The sequence below is a fragment of the Candidatus Nitrohelix vancouverensis genome, assembly GCA_015698305.1.
Taxonomy (GTDB): Bacteria; Nitrospinota; Nitrospinia; order Nitrospinales; family VA-1; genus Nitrohelix; species Nitrohelix vancouverensis.
In genome coordinates, this window is record CP048620.1 from 811802 (window position 1) to 833219 (window position 21418).

Annotated in this window: 14 protein-coding genes, 6 tRNA genes and 1 other RNA gene; 19 read left to right on the forward strand and 2 right to left on the reverse strand. The window is 50.9% G+C overall.

The features are described 5' to 3' along the window. The first annotated feature begins 824 nt into the window (after nt 1-824). From dnaA to serS, 5 genes are all read left to right on the forward strand, one after another. Complete coding sequence (gene dnaA / locus G3M78_03980) at nt 825-2180, forward strand: chromosomal replication initiator protein DnaA (GenBank protein ID QPJ64598.1); 1356 nt, start codon at nt 825-827, stop codon at nt 2178-2180. A gap of 234 nt (nt 2181-2414) precedes the next feature. Further along, nucleotides 2415-5018, forward strand: a complete 2604-nt coding sequence (gene gyrB / locus G3M78_03985) for a DNA topoisomerase (ATP-hydrolyzing) subunit B (protein ID QPJ64599.1) — start codon at nt 2415-2417, stop codon at nt 5016-5018. Between the two features lie 50 nt (nt 5019-5068). Then, entirely contained in the window at nt 5069-7486 is a 2418-nt protein-coding gene (gyrA, locus tag G3M78_03990) for a DNA gyrase subunit A (GenBank protein QPJ64600.1), read from the forward strand. 17 nt (nt 7487-7503) lie between these two features. Beyond that, nucleotides 7504-8349 (forward strand): tetratricopeptide repeat protein, encoded by an 846-nt coding sequence (locus tag G3M78_03995; GenBank protein ID QPJ64601.1) that lies wholly within the window; start codon nt 7504-7506, stop codon nt 8347-8349. A 1-nt stretch (nt 8350) separates the two neighbouring features. Continuing rightward, nucleotides 8351-9625 carry a serine--tRNA ligase gene (gene serS, locus G3M78_04000; protein QPJ64602.1) on the forward strand — a complete coding sequence of 425 codons (1275 nt, stop codon included), beginning with the start codon at nt 8351-8353 and terminating at the stop codon, nt 9623-9625. Nucleotides 9626-9895: 270 nt separating this feature from the next. Here serS and G3M78_04005 read toward each other — a convergent pair whose 3' ends face one another. Next, nucleotides 9896-11272: a Fic family protein gene (locus G3M78_04005; GenBank protein ID QPJ64603.1), complete on the reverse strand. Its 1377-nt coding sequence runs from the start codon at nt 11270-11272 to the stop codon at nt 9896-9898. Nucleotides 11273-11702: 430 nt separating this feature from the next. Here G3M78_04005 and G3M78_04010 point away from each other — a divergent pair. From G3M78_04010 to G3M78_04070, 13 genes are all read left to right on the forward strand, one after another. Beyond that, nucleotides 11703-11788: transfer RNA gene (locus G3M78_04010), tRNA-Ser, on the forward strand. A 78-nt stretch (nt 11789-11866) separates the two neighbouring features. Next, nucleotides 11867-11955, forward strand: a tRNA-Ser gene (locus G3M78_04015). Nucleotides 11956-12080: 125 nt separating this feature from the next. Continuing rightward, nucleotides 12081-12710, forward strand: a complete 630-nt coding sequence (locus G3M78_04020) for a DUF2155 domain-containing protein (protein ID QPJ64604.1) — start codon at nt 12081-12083, stop codon at nt 12708-12710. 14 nt (nt 12711-12724) lie between these two features. Beyond that, nucleotides 12725-12798 (forward strand) — tRNA-Arg (locus G3M78_04025). Nucleotides 12799-12859: 61 nt separating this feature from the next. After that, nucleotides 12860-12946, forward strand: a tRNA-Ser gene (locus tag G3M78_04030). Nucleotides 12947-13048: 102 nt separating this feature from the next. Then, a tRNA-Ser gene (locus tag G3M78_04035) sits at nt 13049-13135 on the forward strand. Between the two features lie 43 nt (nt 13136-13178). After that, an RNA gene (gene ffs / locus G3M78_04040) (signal recognition particle sRNA small type) lies at nt 13179-13277 on the forward strand. Nucleotides 13278-13628: 351 nt separating this feature from the next. Beyond that, the gene (gene dnaX / locus G3M78_04045; GenBank protein QPJ64605.1) at nt 13629-15305 is read left to right on the forward strand and encodes a DNA polymerase III subunit gamma/tau; all 1677 of its coding nucleotides are present in this window, start codon (nt 13629-13631) and stop codon (nt 15303-15305) included. A gap of 5 nt (nt 15306-15310) precedes the next feature. Continuing rightward, on the forward strand, nt 15311-15631 hold the full coding sequence (locus G3M78_04050; protein QPJ64606.1) for a YbaB/EbfC family nucleoid-associated protein: 321 nt from the start codon (nt 15311-15313) through the stop codon (nt 15629-15631). Nucleotides 15632-15683: 52 nt separating this feature from the next. Further along, a complete protein-coding gene (gene recR / locus G3M78_04055; GenBank protein QPJ64607.1) occupies nt 15684-16283 on the forward strand; it encodes a recombination protein RecR in 600 nt (199 codons plus the stop codon). 192 nt (nt 16284-16475) lie between these two features. Next, nucleotides 16476-16550: transfer RNA gene (locus G3M78_04060), tRNA-Asn, on the forward strand. Nucleotides 16551-17466: 916 nt separating this feature from the next. Then, nucleotides 17467-18720 carry a beta-ketoacyl-ACP synthase II gene (locus tag G3M78_04065; protein ID QPJ64608.1) on the forward strand — a complete coding sequence of 418 codons (1254 nt, stop codon included), beginning with the start codon at nt 17467-17469 and terminating at the stop codon, nt 18718-18720. Nucleotides 18721-18746: 26 nt separating this feature from the next. Next, nucleotides 18747-19346, forward strand: coding sequence for a YdbL family protein (locus G3M78_04070; protein ID QPJ64609.1), 600 nt, complete (start codon nt 18747-18749; stop codon nt 19344-19346). 13 nt (nt 19347-19359) lie between these two features. Here the strand turns inward: G3M78_04070 and G3M78_04075 are convergent, their stop codons facing one another. After that, nucleotides 19360-19611: a hypothetical protein gene (locus tag G3M78_04075; GenBank protein QPJ64610.1), complete on the reverse strand. Its 252-nt coding sequence runs from the start codon at nt 19609-19611 to the stop codon at nt 19360-19362. A 225-nt stretch (nt 19612-19836) separates the two neighbouring features. Here G3M78_04075 and G3M78_04080 point away from each other — a divergent pair, with 225 nt between their 5' ends. Then, entirely contained in the window at nt 19837-21288 is a 1452-nt protein-coding gene (locus G3M78_04080) for a hypothetical protein (protein ID QPJ64611.1), read from the forward strand. Nucleotides 21289-21418: the final 130 nt, after the last annotated feature.

Here is a 21418-nt window from a genome sequence, read left to right on the forward strand (position 1 = left end):
CATTGAGGACCAGAACCACGCTCATCAGAGCGTCGATGAGGATTTTGTCCCGGTCGAGCGTCATCGCCTGAAGCGCGGTCTTGTAGGTTTCCATGGTCTTCGCGGCGTAGAGGCAGTAGACCCGGTGCGCCTGCAAGTCATCCGGCGCGTTTTCGATGAGCTTGCGCATTCCCTGACGCGCCAGCTCCAGCTCTTCATGGAGGTCGGAAAGACCGGAGGCTAACTTCGGAAGAGTTCCCATAACGAGGCTTGTCTCCATCGCTGAATCGGCAAGAACCAGCCATCCAGCGCCGATTGATTTTTTGGAAATCGGAAATCTGGCTTTCGATGCATCGCCACGGCAAAGGCTTGTTTTCCAAGTAAAAAAGGTAAGAAGCGGGAGGAAGAAATCCCCCCGCTTTTTGGAAGGAAAAAGCCCGATGCGCACTCGGACAGGAAGGTGACAGTCAATCTGATTCCCAAAATTTAATGGCCTGGGTCAATCCATCCCTGAAACGAAAGGAATTGCCTTCGAGCCATTCTCGATTTGATACTCCAAGACGAGAAGCCCTTCGTTGTATTCGCGAGAGGGCTTCTTAACTATTGTCTGCTGGGACAAGGGTATGTTTCCATATCCCTTTTAAATATAATGATTTATATCGATAATAAATGAGGGGTTTGCTATTTTTTGCGATGTTCTGCGGCAAGAGATTTTAAAAGCGGATTGATTTTTCGGGTTTTATAATAAAAATCGCGTGAAACTTTTTTAGGGCTTGATTTTTAGGCCGGGGTTTAATAGTATTCCTCCTGATTCCCTCCAATCCTTAACAAAATACCGGGTGTTTATGAACTCTCCTGATGTCCTGTGGAATCGTTGTCTCGACCACGTAAAAAGTAAGATACATGCTGAAAACTATGCAACCTGGTTTTCTCCTACCTATATTCGATCATACGAAGAAAATTCATTTTTAATAGCAGTTCCGAATTATTTTTACAAAAAATGCCTTGAGGAAAATTACCTGGATTTGATTCAGGAATCCGTAAAAAAAGTCACAGGCGCGGCCCCTGAGATTGATTTTTATATCGATCCGGAATTTGGCGAAGAGCAGGAAAATTCCAGTCCTGTTATTGAAATTCCAGCGCCAACTTTGTCTGCGGAGCGGATGGAGCAAGGTCCAGCTTCAACATTGAACCCTAAATTCACTTTTTCCAGCTTTGTTGTGGGTTCCAGCAACCAGTTTGCCCAGGCGGCGGCTCAAGCCGTTGCCAAGAACCCGGCGATGGCCTACAACCCCTTGTTTTTATATGGCGGAGTCGGGCTGGGGAAAACCCATCTACTGCACGCGATCGGCAACGAAATTCTGCGCAATAATTCCAATGTTCATGTGCGCTATTTAACGGCAGAGCAATTCACCGTCGATTTGATCGAATCGTTGAGAAAAGACCGGATGCCTGATTTTCGGGCAAAATACCGTCCTCTCGATGTCTTGCTGGTGGACGATATCCAGTTCATCGCGGGCAAAGAACGGACGCAAGAGGAATTCTTTTACACATTCAACGCCCTGTACGAGTCGCACAAGCAGGTTGTCCTGTCGAGCGACCGTTACCCGAAGGAAATCCACAATATTGAAGAGCGCCTGCGCTCGCGCTTCGAGTCGGGTCTGATTGCGGACATCAAATTGCCGGATTTAGAAACGAAAGTGGCGATTCTTGAAAGAAAAGCGGAGTTTCACAAGAAAAACGTTCCGAACGACGTCAATCTTTTCATCGCCAGCAATATCAAAACCAATATTCGCGAGTTGGAAGGCCTGTTGTTGCGGATCATTGCTTTTGCCTCGTTCACCCGTAAAGAGATCACCCTGGAGCTGGCGAAAGACGTTTTGAAGGACTTCACCTACGATAAAAACAAGAACTTCAATGTCCCCAAGATATTGAAAATAGTAGCTTCCCACTACAATCTGAAGGTTTCCGATCTCAAATCGAAGAAGCGTTCGCGCAATATTTCAGTCCCTCGCCAGATCGCCATGTATTTGTCGCGGGAATACACCCAGACTTCGCTCCCGGAAATCGGCAAACAGTTTGGGGGAAAAGATCACACCACAGTTTTATATTCTTACCGCCAGATCTCCAACCTGATCAAAGAAAGTTCTGATATTTCAGGCTCGGTGCAAAGCATCATCAAGAAAATCGAACGTGAATAAATTGTTGGAAAGCTGTATAAAAAATGTGATTTAAAGGGTCAAAATAAGGTATACTTTAGTGTACGCAAATTAGCGCCCAACCAGCCTTGGAAACTGACTGCTTGACTAACAGATTCTGCATTGAAAATTCCTAATAGAATCGATGACTTAATGCGATTCTCCACATAATAAACAGGCCCTACTACTTCTTCTTGTTTATATTTTTATTCAGTTAATCTACTTACGTAATAGTTAATGGATCAATCGACCGACAGCCCAGTTTACGATTCCAGCAATATTAAAATTCTGGAAGGCCTCGAAGCGGTTCGCAAACGCCCTGCGATGTACATCGGAGGAACCGGCGCCAATGGCTTGCATCATCTCATTTTTGAGCTGGTGGACAACAGCATTGACGAGGCGAATGCGGGTCATTGCGATTTCATCCGGGTCATCATTCACATTGATAACAGCGTGACGGTGAGCGACAACGGTCGCGGCATCCCTGTGGATTTGCATACGGATCGCAATGTATCGGCGGCGGAAGTGGTGATGACGGTGTTGCATGCCGGCGGCAAATTCGACAAAAACAGTTATAAAGTCTCTGCGGGCTTGCATGGGGTTGGCGTTTCGGTTGTGAATGCGCTGTCTGAAGACCTGCATCTTGAGATCCGCAGAAACGAACAGATTTACGTTCAGAAGTATCAGGCGGGAAAACCGGTCACCACCCTGGATGTCATCGGAAAAACAAATTCACGCGGCACCAAGATCGTTTTCAAGCCGGATGGCACGATCTTCGAGGTGTTGACCTTCAGTTTTGAGATTCTGGCGAATCGTCTCAGGGAATTGTCCTTTTTGAACAAGGGCGTGAAGATTCAACTGAAAGACGAGCGCGACGGTCGCAATGATGAATTTTTCTACGAAGGCGGCATCGTTTCCTTTGTGGATCATCTCAACACCAACAAGAAGACCTTGCACGACCAGCCCATTCATATCGAACTGGATCGCGAGGAGTGTTATCTCGATCTGGCGATGCAATACAACGATAGCTATGTTGATGAGATTTTTTCTTACGTCAATAACGTCAATACGCGCGACGGCGGAACGCATCTCACCGGTTTCCGCGCGGCCTTGACGCGCACTATCAACAGTTACGCTTCGCAGAATGGAATGTTGAAAAACGTCAATGTATCTATTTCCGGCGACGATGTGCGCGAGGGTCTGGTTGCCGTGTTGAGCGTTAAAATCCCAGAACCGCAGTTCGAGGGGCAGACGAAAGGAAAGCTGGGCAATACCGAAGTGAAGGGTATGGTCGAGCAGATTGTTAATGACAAGCTGGGTCAGTTGTTTGAGGAAAATCCGCAGATAGCGAAAGCGATTGTGGGCAAAGCCATTGCGGCGGCGCAGGCGAGGGAGGCGGCGAAGAAGGCGAAAGACCTGGTGCGCCGCAAAAACGCTCTGGAGATCAGTTCGCTTCCTGGAAAGCTGGCGGATTGCGCCGAAAAAGACCCGGAATTGTCGGAATTGTACATCGTGGAGGGAGATTCCGCTGGCGGTTCGGCCAAACAGGGTCGCAATCGAAAATTTCAGGCCATCCTGCCTATCAAGGGTAAGATCCTCAACGTTGAAAAAGCGCGTTACGAAAAGATGATCGGTAGCGATGAAATTCGCACCTTGATCACGGCGCTGGGCACGAGCATTGGCAAGGACGTCAACCTTGAGAATTTGCGTTATCACAAAATCATCATCATGACCGACGCGGACGTCGACGGCGCGCATATCCGAACGCTGTTGTTGACGTTTTTCTTCCGTCAGATGCCGGATCTGATCAAACGGGGCTATCTCTACATCGCGCAACCGCCTTTGTACAAGGTCAAAAAAGGAAAAGTCGAAGAGTATCTGAAAAATGAAAAGGCCTTGATCCATTATCTCGTGGAAAAAGGAACTGAGAAAATGGAGTTGAAAAACGCGCGCGGCGATTCATTTTCTAAAGAAGGTTCGCTGGCGGAAGTGGTCAACCGATTATTGCGCTTCAAGGAATGTTTTGAGCAGGTGGTGAAGAACAATATCCCGCCTTCCTTGTTGAACGCATTGATCGCTTCGGATATCGAGCGCAAGGACTTTGAATCGCTGGAAGCGATCCTGCATTGCGTTGCGCGTATCATCGATTTGCAGATAGACGAGGCGAGACGCGAGCAAAGCCAGTACATGCAGGGCGGTTTCAATCTCCCGATTGAATTTGTCAATTGCGGCGAACTGGATTCGTTGGACCCGGCTTTGCTTGAAAAGTATCAACTGCAACTGGAAGCGCAGGGCGAAGGTCGCCTGGTGGGCCGGGTTGCTTCTGAGAACAACCGTTGCGACTTGAATCATGAAATCAAAAATTTCTCGCTTCGTATCGAGTTGAATCAGGAAAATCAATTGTACAAATTTTTCCTGAGCGGCATGAACTGGGGCCGCGAATTCGAGATCAAGATCAATATCGGTTTTGTCGAATCGGCGATCATGCAGAAAATTCGCCAGGTTTATGATCCAATCCGGGAGATGGATTATCCTCCCTTTGAGTTGAATAATAACAACGATATTACGATTGTTAACGACAAAAAAGAATTGCTGACGACGCTTCTGGAAAGCGCGAAAAAGGGATTGTACATTCAACGATACAAAGGCCTGGGCGAGATGAATCCCAATCAGTTGTGGGAAACTACGATGGATCCGGATCAGCGCGCGCTCTTGCAGGTTCGTGCGGACGATCTGGTGGCCTCGGAGGAATTGTTCACGACTTTGATGGGCGATCAGGTGGAGCCGCGCCGCAAGTTCATTCAGGATAACGCCTTGCAGGCCAAGAATATCGACATTTAATCGCAGGAATATTTTTTGCGGAACGTTTTATTTTTTAAGGAAAAAGGGTTATGCCCGAAGTAATAGAGCCGATCAATATTGACGATGAAATGAGGGTCTCTTACCTCGATTACGCGATGAGCGTGATCATTGGTCGGGCTTTGCCGGATGTGCGCGACGGTCTCAAGCCGGTGCATCGGCGTATTTTGTTCGCCATGCACGAGATGGGCAATGTCCATAACAAGCCGTATAAGAAATCGGCGCGTATTGTCGGCGACGTGATCGGTAAATACCATCCGCATGGCGACACGGCGGTTTATGACACCATCGTGCGCATGGCGCAGGATTTTTCCCAGCGTTATCCAATTGTGGACGGTCAGGGCAATTTCGGTTCCATCGACGGCGACTCTGCGGCGGCGATGCGGTACACCGAGATCCGCATGTCGGAGATCACCCAGGAATTATTGAAGGATCTGGAAAAGGAGACGGTCCGTTTCACGCCCAACTACGACGAATCGCTGGAAGAACCGGCGGTGCTTCCTTCGGCGCTGCCGCATTTGCTGATCAACGGCGCGTCGGGTATCGCCGTGGGCATGGCGACGAATATTCCTCCGCATAATATTTCTGAAATCCTTGAAGCGGTCATTCACACCATCGACAATCCGGATTGCTCCTTTGAAGAATTGATGAGCATTGTGCCGGGGCCGGATTTCCCGACCCAGGGCATCATTTACGGAACGTCCGGCATCCATTCGGCCTATCGCACGGGACGCGGCATCATTAAGGTGCGCGGTCGCGTGGAGATTGAAGAGCTGAAAAAAGGCGACCGCGAGCAATTGGTGGTTCGCGAATTGCCGTATCAGGTGAACAAGGCGCGTTTTGTCGAAAAGATCGCCATGCTGGTGCGCGAAAAACGTCTGGAAGGGATTTCGGATTTGCGCGACGAGTCGGATCGCGACGGCGTTCGGGTGGTCATGGAGTTGAAAAAGGGCGCGGTTGCGGATGTGATCATCAACTCCCTTTACAAAAATACGCAGTTGCAGGAAACCTTCGGCATCATCCTGCTGGCGCTGGTCGATCAGCAGCCGAAGGTATTGAACCTGAAGGAAATCATTCATCATTTCATTCTCTTCCGCAAAGAGGTTGTCACCCGGCGGACGGAATACGATCTGAGAAAAGCGCGCGAGCGCGAGCATATTTTCGAGGGTTTGAAAATTGCCGTCGACAATATGGACGAAGTGGTCGCGCTGATCCGCCAGTCGGAAGACCCGACGATCGCCCGCACGCAGTTGATGGAACGTTTTGAGCTTTCGGAAATCCAGGCTAAAGCCATTCTGGAAATGCGTCTGCAACGTCTGACGGGTCTGGAACGACAAAAAATACTCGATGAACTGGCGGCGATAGTTGAATTGATTGGCGAACTGGAAAATATTCTCTCGCATGACGAAGTCAAACTCGGCATCATCCGCGATGAGTTGACGGAGATCAAAAAGAAATACGGCGACGAACGGCGCACCGAGATTGTCGAAGGCGAACTCGATATCATCGACATGGAGGACCTCATCGCCGAAGAGGACGTGGTGGTCAGCTACACCCGGAGCGGTTATATCAAACGCCAGGGGATGGACAATTACAAGGCCCAGCGGCGCGGCGGCAAGGGCATCAAGGGCATGGACTTGCGCGATGAGGACGTGGTGGAGAAATTGTTCATCGCTTCGACGCACAGTTATCTGCTGGTGTTCACCAATATCGGCAAGGTTCACTGGCTGAAAGTCTTTTTCATTCCGGAAGTCACCCGCATTGCCAAGGGCAAGGCCATCGCCAATCTGCTTCAGTTGCAACCGGACGAAAACATCGCCAGCATTCTGGCGGTGCGCGAATTCCGCGAGGATCAGTATGTGTTGTCGGTAACGGAACTGGGTTTCGTTAAGAAAACGCCGCTCATGGCTTACAGCAAGCCGCGTCAGGGCGGCATCATCGGCCTGACCATCGAAGACAACGACAAGGTGATCGCCGCTGAATTGTGCGAAAAGGGGAGCGATGTTTTGCTGGCGACCCGCAATGGCATGTCGATTCGCTTCGATCAGGAAGAGGCGCGGCCGATGGGCAGAACCGCGCGCGGCGTTCGCGGCATCAAACTGAAAAGCGGCGACCGGGTGGTGGGCGCGGAAGTGGTGGCGCCGGGCAACGCGCTGTTGACGGTGACGGACCGGGGCTATGGCAAACGGACGCCTTTGGATGAATATCGCATTCAGGCGCGCGGCGGTCTGGGAATCATCACCATCAAATGCAACGACAAGATCGGTTCCGTGGTTGCGGTGCGGCAGGTGATGGATAGCGACGAGCTGTTGGCCATCACCTCTAACGGCAATATTGTGCGGATGAGCGTCAATGAAATTTCGGTGATCGGCAGAAACACGCAGGGCGTTCGTCTGGTCGCTTTGAGTGAAGAAAATCGCGTGGTCAGCGTTGAAAAACTGGTTGAGTGAGGCGACCGGGAGCCGAAATGAAAGTCGGTGTGATCGGTCCTTCCCTTCCTGAACCCATTCAGCTTCGAAACAATCCTTTCGTTTTTATTTTGCGTTTAATTCTCTTCATTTGTTTGCTTTCCCTTCTTTCCTGTAAAGACAATTCATCGCCGCCTTTGATCATGAAGGCGAATGAGGAGTGGATCAAAGGTCGCAATTATTCCGCGATTGAGATGTTCAAATCCGTCCTGAACGAAGAGACCACCGGCCCTGTCGCGGAAGAGGCCTTGTTCCGTCTGGGGGAAATACACCATTTCAGTTTGGGAGACAGCGCCCAGGCCATCGTGTATTTCAAGGAACTGCAGGAGTTGAACCCGAAGAGCGTGTTCGCGCATGAGTCGCAGAGGGCGATCGCGGAGATCATGGAATATCATTTCAAGGATTACGATCAGGCGATCATAGAGAACCAGAATCTGATCAATCAATCGCAAAATCCCAAACAAAAAGCTAATCAGCAATTTCGCATCGCAATGATTTATTACAAGATGCAGAATCTGGAGCAATCGCTTGCGGAACATGAAGACCTGATTGAAGAGTACCCGGATTCAGAAGTTGCGAATGAATCCGATTTTAAAATTTTAGAGATTTTATACGGCCTGGGGCGTTGCGGAGAAGTTGAAAATCGCTATAATCGCATACTGAAAAAAAATCCGGACAGCAAGTTCACCTCTGAGATGGAATTCGTGCTGGCTTCCTGTCTGGAAGAAAAGGGCGAGTTGGAGACGGCTTACGAAAAATTCAAAGCGCTTGAAGGACGTTATCCTTATCCCTCTTTATTACAGATCAAGCTGGAAGGCGTGAAAAAACGCATCAAAAAGAAATAATATGCTGGATATTAAACTCATCAGAGAAGATTTGAAAAGCGTTCAAACGGCGCTTGAAAGACGCGGCGGCGATTTCGGAGAGCGTCTTCACAAGCTGACGGCGCTGGACGAAGCGCGGAGAAACGCGTTGCAGAGCGCGGAAGCGCTGAAGGGCAAAAATAAAAAATTGTCCGCAGAAGTGGGCCGCCTTAAAAAAGAAGGCCAGAACGCCGACGCATTGATGGAGGAAGTGAAATCCATTAAAGAACAGATTCGCGAACTGGATGAGAAGGTCAACGATGCCGAGGCGCAATCGCTCGATGCATTGTTGCATATTCCGAACATGCCGGACGCGACGATTCCCGACGGTCTGGCGGAGACGGATAACCGCCTGGAGCGTATTTGCGGCGAGATAAGCGAATTCAATTTCAAACCGAAAAATCATGTGGAGCTGGGCGAGAGCCTGGGCTTGATCGATCTGAAACGCGCCGCCAAAATTTCCGGTTCGCGCTTTGCGGTTTACAAAAATGTCGGCGCGCAATTGATGCGCGGTCTCATTAACTTCATGCTCGACGTGCAGGTGCGCGAGAACGGTTATGAAGAATTGTACCCGCCCTTTCTGGTCAATCGTGAGAGCATGACGGCGACGGGACAGTTGCCAAAATTCGAAGACGATCTGTTTGGCATGCGCGACGACCCGCTCTATCTCATCCCCACAGCGGAAGTGCCGGTCACCAATTATCATCGTGATGAGACCTTGCCCTACAGCGATCTGCCGCGCAAGTACGCGGCTTACACCCCCTGTTTTCGCAGGGAGGCGGGGTCTTATGGAAAAGACACGCAGGGCCTGATCCGTCAACATCAGTTCGACAAAGTGGAGCTGGTCAAATTCGTCGAGCCGGAACAGGCGGAGCAGGAGCTGGATGCTCTGGTCGCCGATGCGGAAAGCATTCTGAAAAAACTGGAGCTTCCGTATCGGGTGATGACCTTGTGCGCTGGAGACTTGGGTTTTTCCGCCGCAAAGACTTACGACCTGGAGGTCTGGCTCCCGGCGCAGCAGGCCTATCGCGAGATATCTTCCTGTAGCAGTTTCACCGACTACCAGGCGCGACGCGGTTCCATCAAATTCAAACGCAAGGAAGGCAAGCCGGAGTTTGTCCACACGCTCAATGGCTCTGGCCTTGCCGCGGGTCGATTGTTCGTCGCCATTCTGGAAAACTACCAGCAGGAAGACGGCTCTGTCAAAGTTCCCACCGCCTTGCGTCCCTACCTGAACGGACTCCAAACTATTTCCTAGCGCTTAACTCGCATTGCTATCAATCTTGTTAGAGCGCAGTCGAAACGTTGCGGCCCTTATCCAGCGGACGTCGTCCGCCCGGCGTGTCGCCGGGGCCGTAATGCTTATCTTTTCTATTCTACAGGGTGTAATTGAAATGTTGCGGCCTTAAATTCAGCAGGCAATGCCTGCCCCCTCACCCAGCCCTCTCCCGCGAGGGGAGAGGGTTTTCTAATGCAATCCCCCCACTGCTATCAATTTCGTTAGAGCGCAATTGCAACGTTGCGGCTCTTATCCAGCGGGCGTTGCCCGCCCCCGGCTTTTCTGGATGCGTTCTCTCAGGTTGGCAGGCGCTTCGAAGAGGTAGCTGTGGGCTTTTTTCTTCTTCACCAGCATTTTATAAGTATCTGCCATCTCCATGAGGTCTTTGCGCGCGGTTTCGTAGGCAATGCCGTGAGTGTTCTGGTGCCCGTATACGGTGTATGCGTATCGCGGGTTTTTAAGCGCGTGTTTTAGCAGATTGATCTGCCGATGGTTCATTCGCTGGGCCAGGTGTTTTTTTCCTTCCAGTTCTTTTCGGGCCTGTTCGATTTCTTCCGTTTCTTTTTTAAGATATTCAAACAGGGATTCGAGGCATTTTCTAAGAACCGAAAGTTGGTGAAGGATGAAATAGGTCAGGTCGTTGTCATCGCTTTCCGAAAGTAAAAAAGCTTTTTTGTATTGCTCGGGTTCTTTTTTAAGGATTTGCGAAATGGATGTGTACTGGATCAAACCATAGCCTTGTCGGGAAGTGTACCAGTAGAACAGGGCGCGCGCGGTGCGTCCGTTGCCGTCGACAAAAGGGTGGTCGTAGGCAAAGGCAAAATGCAATACGATCGCTTTGATGATGGGATCGATGAAGGTATCGCCGTCTTCTTCGTTGGCGAAATCGCACAGCCGCTGTAGCCGCTCGGGCAATTCTTTAGCGGGCGGCGGCACGTGCAGGGTGGTGTTGTCGAGCGCATCCGCGACAACGATATTGTCCCTATCCTGCCTCAATTTCCCTGCGGACTCCGGGTTTTTCAGGGTCTGTTCGGTCAGTTTGTTATGGAGCTCAAAAATTATCGCTGGTGAAAGCGGTTCCTCTTTAATCTCTGAGATGAATTGCATCGCATGATAATTATTGAAAATCATCTGTTCGCCATGATCTGTCGGCTTCTTTTCCTGGCGAATCATTTCTTTCGCCGCATCGGTTGTAGTGGTGGCGCCTTCCAGTTGGCTTGAGTTGATCGCTTCGTTGATGAGGGAGCGAATGTGATAGGTTTTTCTCAATTCGGGATTCATCATTGAGTCGGGAGAGGAAAGATTTCCCGCCGCGTTTTTTGCCAGCCAGTTCAACTCTTTTTGCACGGCATCCGTGTTGACAAAATGGAACGGTGCCTGGTTTTTATCCAGCAAAGGGAGGTTTTTGGATAGTTTTTTTCGTGAATTTTTTACCGCCGCCCACCATTGTTCGGAAGAGAGTCCCTCCGGAGGAGGGATTTTGTATTTGAGATCTTCCCAATGCAGGTAGCGTCCTTTTTGATCGGTGGATTGATCCCAATCAAGTATTTTTAAAAGTAGGGGCATATCCGATCCTATAGATCCAAGGATTTCTACTGTATCCGGCGGTGTTTCAGGAAGTTTCATGATTTCATCTTTTAAAGTCGTATACTAGTTTTTCAAAAAATAGTATACGACTAGTATGCGAAGTAATATACCTTATGTAGTGGTTTACAAAAATATGCCTGCTTATATGTTGTATATTTTTAATATTTAAATCGTATACTAGTTTTTGAAAAACTAGTATACGACTAGTATGCGCTTTTCACAATGCAAAAAAACCTGAATAAAAACAGAAGTTTTGCTTGTTAAACGGAGGTTTAAAAAACGTTCTGAAAACCTTGAAACAAGATGATTCATTTGAAACGGGTCAAAAGAGTTGTATTTTTACTCTCCAAAATAAAAAAATATGAAAATAAGCGAAATTAATCAAAAAGATGGTTGAATTATAACGAAGATTTCTGCAAAATGGACGGCTTGACAAATACGGCCAAGTGGATGAGTATGAAATATCCAAGGAGGGATGGCCGAGTGGTTTAAGGCGGCGGTCTTGAAAACCGTTGAACGAAAGTTCCGTGGGTTCGAATCCTACTCCCTCCGCCATATTTTTCAACTTGTTTTCAGAGCGTTCAGACCTCGTGTCTGGGGTTGTGAAATCAAGTTGAAACGATTCATGGGTATGGAGAGGTGGCCGAGCTGGCTTAAGGCGCACGCCTGCTAAGTGTGTGTAGGTCAAAAGCCTACCGAGGGTTCGAATCCCTCCCTCTCCGTAGCCCCATCTATTGACTTGGCGAGGGATGATACATGGTGTTACGTAACACCGAACCCTCTCCGTAGCGCCATTTTTGGGTTTGGCGACGGAGCAAACAATGAATTCAATGCGGTGGATATGAATATGAATCGTATACTGATCAATAGTCTGGGACTGGCGGTTTTGGCGATGAGCTTTACGGCTTGTTCGATGGAAGCCGACGAGCCGTTGAAGCTGGATGCGCAACAGGCCAAGATGCCGGAAAATCTGCCGGAAGGTTCGAGCAGTCGCCGGGCGGTGGAAGCGGCGAATCCGCAGGAGCTTCAGGTTGCAGAGACTTATCCTGAAGGTTCTTTGGGCGGGGATAATAAAAATCACCCGCAGGTCCAGGGTCAGGAAAAATTAGATCGGGAATTATTCATCCCTGAAGACCTCAAGGGCAAATGGAAATCGGTGAAATTGCTGGTGGGTCATAAAAAGGATGAAGAACTCACGCAGATCAAGACGATCGACTTGGGGACTTCATTTGAGTTGAAGGATGCGGGCCTGAAAGTGACGGTCGGTCCGTTTTTCCCGAATTTTGTGATGAACAAATCGTCGTATTCTTCCATGAACAATGAGCCGCTCAATCCGGCGGTGCAACTCCTGGTTGAAGAAAACGGAAAAAGAATTTATAAGGGGTGGGCGTTTGCCAATTATCCCGGCCTGTATGCATTCGAACATGATGTATACAAGGTGGAATTACTGGACTTTATACCTGCAAACGTGTCATAACAAACAGATATTGTGCGCCCATAGCTCAGTTGGATAGAGTGACGGTTTGCGGAACCGTAGGTCGGAGGTTCGAGTCCTCCTGGGCGCACTCTTTTTTCGGTCACGTTCCGATCCTGCAGTATTCGGGGGCGTTGTCCACGCGCTTTTAAGGAGAGGTGGCCGAGAGGTCGAAGGCGATAGACTCGAAATCTATTGTACCCATCCGGGTACCGTGGGTTCGAATCCCACCCTCTCCGTTCTTTGTTAGCCCTGTTGCCGGACGGCGCGACCAGGACAGGCGGATAGTTTTATACAGAAGCAAGCCGAGCGGGCGACCGTAAAGGCTGATACCGGCGACGGGAGAGGTGGCCGAGCGGTTGAAGGCGCACGCTTGGAAAGCGTGTGTAGGTTAACCCCTACCGAGGGTTCGAATCCCTCCCTCTCCGTATTTCGCTTCGGCAAATCAAGACATTCAAATTTGGGCAGTTTTGTTGGGCCTTGCGCGACATGGCTTTGTGAACCCCGTCAGGTCCGGAAGGAAGCAGCGGTAGCAAAATACCATGGGCGCTGCAAGATCACCCAGCAATTCTGCCTTTATTTTTTTGTAGCAAAGGGGCGGATTCGGCCCCATGCCCTCCTATTATTTCCCCACGATACAAAATTCTAAAATCTGGCCCTGGCGTCATGAGGCCTTGTCCTTGCGAGCATTTTTTTATAAAGCGGCGAGCTGACTCCTAACGATACTGCGACTGCTTGCAGACGGACCGTTTTCACAGGCGAGTCTTCATGAAATTTCATAAAAAATGTTGCATGCGGCGATGATGTAAAGCAAAATCAAAAGCCTGCGGCGGAGTAAACCGCAAGTTTGAATTTGATGCATCAAGACCGTTATTTATTTAAGCCAAGGGGCGCAGTCGGTCCCGTTCCCACCTTGATTTTATGGAATTCCAGGTATCAGCGCGCAAATGGAGACCGCAGAAATTTGCGGAACTGGTTGGGCAGGAAGCGATCGTCCAGACTTTGAAAAACGCCGTCGCTTTAGATCGGGTGGCGCACGCCTATTTATTTTCAGGCACGCGCGGCGTTGGCAAAACCACGCTGGCGCGGATTTACGCCAAGACGCTCAATTGCGTGGAAGGCCCGGGCGAAGAGCCTTGCGATGTTTGCGAAAACTGCGTGCAGATTCGCGAAGGCGCCTGCCTCGACGTGCGCGAGATCGACGGCGCCTCGAACAACGGCGTGGATGAGATCCGCGATCTCATCGAGAATATCCAGTATGGCGCGGTGTCCTGCCGCTACAAGGTTTATATCATCGACGAAATTCATATGCTCTCCAAGAGCGCCTTCAACGCCTTATTGAAAACGCTGGAGGAACCGCCCGCGCGCACCTTGTTTATTTTCGCGACGACGGAATTGAACAAGATACCGGAGACGATCCTGTCGCGTTGCCAGTGGTTTGAATTCAAGCCGCTCAACCAGACCCAGATCGTTCGGCAATTGCAGTTGATCTGCGAAAAGGAAGGCATCCAGGTCGACGAGGTCAGTCTGGAAGCCATCGCTAAAAATGGATTTGGAAGCATGCGCGACGCGCAGAGCATGCTCGATCAGGCCATCGCCTATTGCGGCAAGGACATCACGCAGGATTCGGTGGAAACCGCGCTCGGTATTGTCGGCAGGCAGGATCTGGAACGGTTCATCAATGGGCTGATCGCAAAACAGGCGGATGCCTTGATCCTGCAGATTCAGGAAGCGGCGGGCAAGGGCAAGGACCTGATTTTATTTTGCCGCGACCTGGCGGAATACGTGCGCAATCTGGCCTTTGTCAAAATATCGAAAAATCCGGAAAGCATTCTGGGCGCGCATCGCGAACTGGAGACCTTGAAAAAACAGGCGGAGTCGTTCGATGAAGATGAATTGAAGCAGTTTTTCATGGTGTTGTCGCGCACCGAAGGGGATATGCGTCGCAGCGCTTTGAGCCAGATGATTTTTGAAATGTCGGTCCTGCGCCTCACAGACGCACGACCTTATCAGAAGATCGACGAAATGATTCAGACCCTGAATCGCATGGAGCCGCCTTCGGCCGCCCCGGCTGAAAAAAAAAAATTAAGAACTGAATCGCCAGCGCCTGAAAGCGTCGCTGTTCCGCAAAAGCAAAAGGCGCCTGAATCAGCCCCGCCTCCTTCATCGCAGGCGCTTGAAGCGCCTCAGGCAGAGGCCGCGCCGGCAACCGCAGTCAGGAAGAAGGACGAAAGCTCGCATTGGGAAGAAATTCGACGTGATATTTGCGGTAAAAAGCCCTTCTTTGAATCGATCCTCGAAAAATGTCAGCTCGTTAAATTGACCTCCAGCGAATTGCATCTTCAGTTCTTCGACGCCTTCAGCAAGGAATTGGCGGAAGGCGAAGATTATGTTGATCTTTTAAAAAAATCGGCAAAGTCCATTTGCGATTTCGATGTTGCGGTACAACTCACCGTCGGGCCAAAGCAAACGATTCCCACGGAGACAAATTTGCAAGACAAGGAAGATCAAGAAGCATATAATAAGGAAAAGCTGATAACTGAAAACGAAATCATACAAGACGCCCTGGAAATCTTTGGCGGGGTGGTCAAGCGATAGACGATATGTTTGGTAAAGATATAGGATCGATGTTCAAGCAGGCCCAGCAAATGCAAAGCAAGCTGGCCGAAATTCAGGAAGAGCTCGCGCAGAAACGCGTGGAGGTTTCGACCGGCGGCGGCATGGTAAAAATCACTGCCAACGGGGCGAATGAGATTCTTTCCGTGGAAATCGACGAAGAACTGATCAACATGAAAGACCGTGAGGTTCTGGAAGATTTGATCGTCGGCGCGGTGAATGAAACGCATCGCAAAGTTAAAGAGCTGGCCCAGGAAGAAATGACTCGCCTGACCGGCGGCATCAAAATCCCGGGATTATTTCCCTGATTCCCCTTTCTGTTCAGGACGAAACCCGTCCTGATTTTCTGAAAAAATATTTGTGAAACGACCCCCTCCAGTTACAGATTTGATCGAGGAATTGAAGCGCCTGCCCGGAATCGGTCAAAAGACTGCAGAGCGGCTCTCATTTTTTCTGATGCGCGGTCCGGCGGAACGGGCGCAGAAACTTTCCGATGCGATACGCAACGTGAAGGAGAAAATCGTTCTCTGTAGTATCTGCCACGGGATCACGGAAGAGAATCCCTGCCTGATTTGCAAGAACCCCTCGCGCGACGACGCCCTCATTTGCGTTGTCGAAGAACCGCACGATGTTTATGTGATGGAAAACCTGGGCGAGTTTCAGGGCGTTTATCATGTGTTGATGGGCGTGATCTCGCCGCTGGACGGGCTGGGCCCGGACGATTTGACCATCGGCGCCCTGCAGGAACGGGTGACGAAGACGCGCCCGCGCGAAGTCATCATCGCCACCAATCCGGATATGGAAGGCGAGACCACGGCTTCGTACATTGCCCGATCCCTGAAACCGCTGGGCGTGAAGGTGACGCGAATCGCGCGCGGCTTGCCGGTGGGCGGCGAAATCGAATACGCCGATTCGGTGACTTTGATCAAATCGCTGGAAGGCCGAACGGAAATGACCTGAACGCTGTTTCTGCGCGGGGTCGGGAAAAAGGAAGTTGTGAGAGCGGAGTGACAGGGCAATATTGTTAAAACCGCTTGACATTACAAGGCTAATGGATTAATTTTCCTAATTCAATTCGACTCCTTTTTACAGGGTTTGGCCCGACGCATAAAACGCGGCGTCGGAAAACAATCGAATTCAAATGAATACCATTCCGGTGTGGCGCAATGGTAGCGCATGCGGCTGTTAACCGCAGGGTTACTGGTTCGAGTCCAGTCGCCGGAGCCATATACAAAAAACCGTCGCCCTTTGGGTGGCGGTTTTTTTTTCTGGCCCGTGGCCAGTTACATATCGCTTAACTCCTTCTGCTATCCACACTTTCAGGGCGCAATCGAAACGCTTCGGCTTTTTATTTTGTGGGCAAAACCACCCTCACCTGTATCCTCTCCCTGAGGGAGAGGGCGGGTTTCACCCGTATGCTAAATAGGCGAAACGTTTTGATTGGGCTCGAAGCGACGTCATTGCGAGGAGCGTCAGCGACGAAGCAATCCAGCGACTTTCATAGAACGCTTAAAGCCGCTGGATCGCCACGGCCTTATCAGGCGCTCGCGATGACGAACGGGTTTCACCCGCAGGATAAAGGCCGAAGCGTTTCAATTGCGCCCAACGGGATTGATAGCAGTACGGGCGGCAGAGCGTTAGAAATTCCCTCTCCCATCGCGGGCGGACTACGTCCGCAGGATAAAGGCCGTAGCTTTGGATTGCGTTCAGAGAGATTGATAGCAGAAAAAGTTGAGCGTTAGAAACCCCTCTCCCTCAGGGAGAGGGCTGGGTGAGGGGGACGGGTTTCACCCGCAGGATGAGAACCGCAAAGTTCCAGTTGCGCCCGAAAAGTGTGAATAGCAATGCGAGTTGAGCGTTACGGGTGTGGCGGCAGGCCACCGACGAAGCAATCCAGAGACTTTCACGAAATGCCTGAAGCCGCTGGATCGCCACGCGCCTTATCAGGCGCTCGCGATGACGGCTCCAATTGCGCCCAACGGGATTGATAACAGTACGGGCAGAGCGTTAAGGCTCCGGCGCCTCGCCGGGGGTGAGGGGAAAAATATTATTCCGCATCCCCTGCCAGAAGGTTTGATTCCCGGATTCTGCATGTGGTAACATTAGTCCTATTTATGCAAAACCCTAAGAATTAGAAAGTTACATGTTCCCACGAAGAGTGGTCATTAGCGGTTTGGGCGCCGTAAGCCCCAACGGCATCGGCAAAGAAACTTTTTGGCGCAATACCTGCGAAGGACTCAGCGGGGTGGATCGCATTTCCAGTTTCGATCCTTCGCATCTTACCTGCCAGATCGCGGGCGAGGTCTCGGACTTCGATCCCGGCGCTTATTACTCCAAAGGCGATCTCAACAAACTGCCGCGCGCGGCGCCGCTTGCTGTGGCGGCGGCTAAAGAAGCCCTGAATGATTCTGGCATCGATCTGACAGAGTTCGACGAAGAGGATTTCGAGAGCCTTGGCGTATTGGTCGGGAGCGGCGGCGCGGGTTTCGATTTTTCCGAAAAGCAGTTCGAAATTTATTTCAGCGGACAGAAGCACAAGATCAGCCCTTACGCAATTTCCAATTCCCTCGTCGGCATGCTGGCGAGCGAGATTTCCATGTACTTCGGCCTGATGGGGCGAAGCCATGTGATCGCCAACGGTTGCACCAGCTCGACGGACGCGATCGGCTACGCTTTCAACTCCATCCGATACGGTCAGGAAGACTGGTTGCTCTCCGGCGGCGTGGAGGCTTGCGTGACTCCGGCGATGATGTGCGGTTTCCAGCGCATGAAGGTGAACCCGGTGAATTTCAACGACGACCCAAGGCGCGGCTCGCGTCCCTTCAATCAGGATCGCGAAGGTTTCGTGCTGGCGGAAGGAAGCTGGATGTTGATCCTCGAAGAACTGGAACACGCCAAGAAACGCGGCGCGCCAATTTACGCGGAAATTCTGGGCTATGGCGCGACCTGCGACGCTTATCACCGCGTCGCCATCATGCCCGACGGCAAGCAGTCGACCCGCGCTCTGAAGCTGGCGATGAAAGACGCGCGCGTTGATAAAGGAGATATCGAATACATCAATCTGCACGGCACCTCGACGGAGCTGAACGACCGGGTCGAAACCTTCGCGGTCAAGCAGGCGTTCAACAGTCACGCCAAGAGCATTCCGACCAGTTCCACCAAGTCGATGATCGGGCACCCGCAGGGCGCGTCCGGCGCGCTCGGTGTATCCGTCGCCGCGCTCTCGTTAAAGCATGGCTACCTGACGCCGACGATCAATCAGGAAAAGCCGGACCCGCAATGCGATATCGACTACATCTCGAATCAGGGCCGGGAAGTGAAGATCAAACGAGCGATCAGCAACTGCATCTCCTTCGGCTCAAAAAATTCGGCGCTGGTGCTGGGACAATGGGAATGATCTCAATTTTATGAGACAATAAGGCCATGGAATTTTTCAATCAGATATCGGAATTCAAATTGCATCGCGCTTTCGGCGCCGGGTTGTTCTGCCTTGCGCTGAGCGCCTGCGGCGGGCCTTTGGTTTCGGTGGATGTGACGGTGGTCGATCAGAAAACCGCGTTGGAAAACCAGATTCTGGGGAGCTATGAAGAGATCGGCAACGACATGCTCCTGCTTGCGTCGGTGCGTTCGGTGGATGAAACCGGAGCGCTGAAAACGGTTGCGGAAGTTCCCAAGGATAAAAGAGCGGCGATTCAGGCGCGGCAGAGGCAGGAGTTCAATCAGGATGATATTGCGCAGTTCAAAAAGGACGCCTGCGCGGGAGAGACCGCCGAAGGCGACCTGGCTTTTCTCGACAAGACTTGCGCCAACAAGGACGAGCAGTTCCTCACCTTCGCGAAAACCATCATCGCTGAAGAAAACGAGAGCCGCCAGGTGATTCTCGAACGCATCATCGCCACCAACGAAACTTTCTCGGTGGACGACATGCCCAAGGTCAGAAAAATCTTTGCCGGACTCAACCGCGACAAGGCCAAGCCCGGCGAATGGATACAGCTGGAAAACGGCGAATGGAGCGTTAAATAAAAATCCCCACCGCTTAACGGTAAGGCATCTGGTTGCCGTTCAACTGCTTCTCGATATTGATCTCTTCCAGATTTTCCTGTTGCACAAAGGCCTCGAATTCGCGCGGGCTTTTGAACTCGAAAACCTTCGGTTCCTTTTGACCGCAGATCTCTTCATCCTGATCCAGGGTCAGCATGTTATTTTCAATTTTGTTGATCTTGAATTTCTTCCGCGTTTTAAATTTCTCAAAAATTTCTTTATAAACAGGTTCCAGGTTCAGAGCCATGGTATCTCCTTGGTTAGATGAACAATGTTGAGATAATTTATCATAGTCCTGCGATTCAAAAAATTCAATCCATCATAAAAAAATTAACAATTTTTTAAAATTATGCTAGGCTTTTCCAGATTCATAGAGCGCGACTTCATGTCGCGGAGGCAAATTGTAACTCTGCAGAGCCTCCATTAGCGGATCCAACCGGCATCGCAATGCCCCTTCCCGGTTAAAGACACCATGCCCAAACGACGCACCCTGAAAACCATCGCAGACGAAGTCATCAGAGAGTCCCGATCCCCGCTCAAGGCGGAAGAAATTATTGCTAAAATACAAAATCGCTGGCGTCGCAAAATAGCCCCCGACACGCTGAACGATTTGCGCCGCGGACTCGAACATCACCAATACCTCATCGGCGTGGAGTCGAACGATTACATGCCCTATCCCGCCGTGTTCCGCGAACTCGGCGATTTCCCGCTGTCCTTGCCGCTGGGGAAAATGGAACTGGCGCGGCGCCGCTTTCTGCCCGGACACCGGCTCATCCCTTTCATATCGCACGATCTCAACGAGTCCGATCTGGTGTTCTTCGATCCACAGGGCCGCGAGTTGCCGAAGGAGCGACAAACTTTCCTTATAGAAGACGTCATTCATTATTATCAGTACGCCGCTGGAACGCATTTCCCCGGCGATATCCAGATCAACGAAGGCGCGCCGGGCAAAAGCTCGATCACCGTTTCGGTGTGGGACCTGACCGATATGTTCCGTGATAGACCCTGCCGCCAGGGCGATCATTTTCTTGTCCGCCTGCTGGATTACGATAACGGAGTTTTTCAGATTCAGCCTTACCCGCAATCGCAGTGGAGGGAAGACCGCCTGCGACTGCGCTCGCTCAACGTTTCCCTGGAAAACGAACTAGCGCGACTGTGCGAAGAAAACCCGTCCTTCGCCGAAGCGGGACTGGAAAAACAACTCCTGCGCGGTTTGCTGGCTCTGGATAAAACGCTGTTGCCGCTCTCGGCTTTCAATATTTCGGAATTTCTGGAATCGCTCAACCACCTCGCCCTCGTCGGTCGCGAAGGCGAAGGCGTGCGACTGGCTCCAATGGCCAATACCTTGCCGAGCCAGTACCTGTGCGAGGAAGCGGTGCGCATGCCGACCGGGAAAACCGGATCGCTCAAAGCTATTTTCGAAGACCTCGGTCTGGCTGTCGACGCGGAAGAGTTCAACGCCATTCTCTACACCATCATGGGATCGGATGACTACAAGCTGGAATCGGTATTCGACCTGATTTTTGGCGGGGAAGGAAAACTGTTCTACGACAAGACGCAACATAATGCGTTCTACACGCACCTGCGCGAGTTGTTGTTTCAGGTCTGCGAAGACCTCAAGGAACCGGAGTCTTTACTCATCACGCGACTGCGCGATAACGTGGTGCGCACCAAACTGCGCCTGATCGGCCTTCTACGTTTCCTCGAAAAAAATGAAGTGGGCCTGAAAGACCTGCCGCTGGAAATTCTGGAGCAGATCGTCGATATCGACCATTACTGCACGCAGACCCTGCGCGAACTGGCGCAACGCAACCCCATGCCGGAGATCACCTTCCTGCGCGACTCGCGCCTTACGCTGAAAATCATCGAGCCGCATATCGACAAACTCGAAGAAGATATCTACTACCGCCTCGACGTCTACTAACCAGCGTGCCGCTGGACTCTTAATGGCTCCACTCGTATTGCTATCAAATCCATTAGGCGCAATCTAAACATCTACGGCTCTTATCCCCGGACGAAGTCCGCCCGGCCAGCGTGCCGCTGGTCCCTTAATG